Below are 2,475 nucleotides of genomic sequence, written 5' to 3'. Positions count from 1 at the left end.
GCGGAGGACTCCACCACCACGACCGGGTGACCCATGCCCGCGGCGGCCTTGGCCGCGCTCAAGCCGGCCACGCCTCCGCCGACGACCAGCACCGTCTTCTCGATGGTCTCGGCCAGGGGCTTCGGAAGGATGTTCTTCGCGGTCCGCACCAGCCCCATCCGGAGGAGGTCTTCCGCAAGCATCTGCGTGTCCTCCTCCCCGTGCGGGTGGGACCAGGCCACCTGCTCCCTGAGGCCGATACGCTCGACCGACACCTTGAGGGAATCGAAGCGGAACTCGGCGGTCATGGCGCGCGGGGAACAGGCCGCGATGAGCACGCCGTCCACCGACCCGTCGTCCACGGCCTTCCGGATCGCCGCGACGCCCTCCTCGGAGCAGAGCCACGGGTGCATGACGACCGACTTCGCGCCGCCCTTCTTCGCCAGGGACTCCAACCCGTCCGTCTTTATTGCGGCACCGATCTCGCAGCCGGTGCACAGGAAAAGGCCTACTTTTTCCATCACGCGCTCCTTCTCGCGGCCACCGACGCCTTCGCGGCCGCTCCCGTGGCGTCGCGCACCGAGGCCGCGACGTCCTCGGGCCGCCGGGCGACACCGGCGACGAACAGCGAGGCCCCCGGGTTATCGAGACCGAACCCGTCGTCGTCCATGCCGATCCCGAACGGAGGCTTCTCCCCCTTGAGGTTGGAGACCATGCCGGTGGCGAGCACGACGAGGTCGGCGAACGCGTCCAGGATCCTTCCCACATCCACGTCCTCCAGGCGGAGCTTGAACCCGCCGGCGCATTCCTCGATCTTCCCGACCTTGCCCTTCACGAGCTTCACGCCCTCCGTCGCCGCGACCTTCGTGAGCACGTCTTCGTTGCGGCCGGGTGCCCGCCGGTCGATGTAGTACAACGTCACCTCGGCGTCGGGGATCTGCTCCTTGACGTAGGTCGCCTGCTTGAGCGAGGCCAGACAGCACACCGCCGAACAATACGGCAGGTGGTTGACGTCGCGCGACCCGGCGCACTGCACGAAGGCGATCTTCTTCGGCGGCGTTCCGTCGGAGGGTCGAAGGATCTTCCCGCCCGTGGGACCCGAGGGCGAGGCGAGTCGCTCGAAGTTGACGTTGGCGACCACGTCCCGGAAACGGCCGCCCCCGAGCTCGGGGAGCTTCTCGACGGGATAGGGACTCCAGCCGGTGGCGAGGACCACCGCCGAGGCCTCGATCGTCTCCTCGTGGCCGGCGGCGTTCAGATCGATGGCGTCGTAAGCACAGGCGTCCACGCAGGCCTTGCAGCCGGACGGACATGCGCTGCGGTCCAGCACGAATCTCCGCGGCCACGCATCCGGGTGCGGAAGCCGGATGGCGGTCACCTCGTTCATCCCGAGGTTGAACGGATCGGGCACCTTCGCGGGACACACCTTCGCGCACTCGCCGCAGACCGTGCAGCGCTCGTTGACGAAATGAGGCGAAACCGCGATCGTGACCGTCCACCCGTTCGCGCTGCGGGCCGCCTTCGCCACCTGCGCACCCGTGAGCACGCGGATGCGGGGGTTCTTCTCCAGGCGGCGGACGTTGATCTCCATGCCGCACGACGGCGGACAAAGCTTCGGGAAATACTGGTGGCTGCGGAGCACGCGGCCGCCGACCGACTGCTCGCGCTCGACGAGGACCGCCTCTTTGCCGGCCTCAGCCGCCTCGAGGGCCGCCGTGATGCCGGCGATCCCCGCCCCGACGACGAGGAGGGGCCGCGGACTGGAAACGTTCATACCTTCCTCCGGACGTTCGGTGCGCCTTCGCGCACCTTCATTGTGGGTTCGGCGAACAGGGCGAAGCGGAGCCAGCGGAAGGCGAAGCGCAGAAGCGCCATGTCGTCGTCCCGCAGCTTCGCCATGAGGGAATCCTCCAGTTCGAAACGCGAAAGGAACGTGCTGTCGAAGATGAAATCGCGGAACTTGTCGAGGTCGTAGCATGCGGTGTGAAACATCTCCATCCGCTTCGGATCGAGCTGGCGGCCCCCGATGAACCAGGGGTGGGAAACGATCTCGCGGTACCCGGCCTCGATCTCCTCCCTGGCCGCCACGTCCTGGTCGTTCCGCCACTTGTCGACGGTCCATTCCTTTGGTTCGGTGCGGCCTTTGCAGAAGTCGTCCTCGAAGAGGAAGTACACCGGTTTCGGCTCCTCCCCCGCGCGTGCGGGCGGAAGTCCCATCCCCACGGGATACATCCGGCACGACCACGGGCGATCCTGGTACACGTCGCACCCCTCTGTGCCGACGAACAGGCACCGCCTTTCGGGCTCCTCGCCCATCCGGAGCATCAGGACGGGGAGGTGGAGATCCTTCGTGACCGGTGTGAGCGTATGCCGCGCGATAAACTCCCCCGTGGTGATGCCGAGGCGGCGGGAAAGGCTCAGGACATCCATCGGTGTCAGCAGGATGTTCACGTCCGCGCAGCAGTCCGTAAAGCAGGAAAGCCCCGGGTGGCAGCC

The 2,475-nt window shown here is 67.2% G+C and carries 3 protein-coding genes; all 3 read right to left on the bottom strand.

Annotation, left to right across the window (positions count from 1 at the left end):
• Positions 1-500, bottom strand: a 500-nt coding sequence (locus tag VJ307_08270) for an FAD-binding protein (protein HJX74137.1), incomplete at its 3' end; no start/stop codon positions are given.
• The gene (locus VJ307_08265; GenBank protein HJX74136.1) at positions 500-1,753 is read right to left on the bottom strand and encodes an FAD-dependent oxidoreductase; all 1,254 of its coding nucleotides are present in this window, start codon (positions 1,751-1,753) and stop codon (positions 500-502) included. The genes VJ307_08270 and VJ307_08265, both read right to left, overlap by 1 nt.
• The coding region (locus VJ307_08260) for a YkgJ family cysteine cluster protein (GenBank protein ID HJX74135.1) at positions 1,750-2,475 on the bottom strand (726 nt) is incomplete at its 5' end. The genes VJ307_08265 and VJ307_08260, both read right to left, overlap by 4 nt.

This window comes from Candidatus Deferrimicrobiaceae bacterium, assembly GCA_035256765.1.
GTDB lineage: Bacteria > Desulfobacterota > Deferrimicrobia > Deferrimicrobiales > Deferrimicrobiaceae > CSP1-8.
The sequence above is the reverse complement of the archived record's forward strand: the minus strand, read 5'-3'. Positions and strand labels throughout refer to the sequence as shown.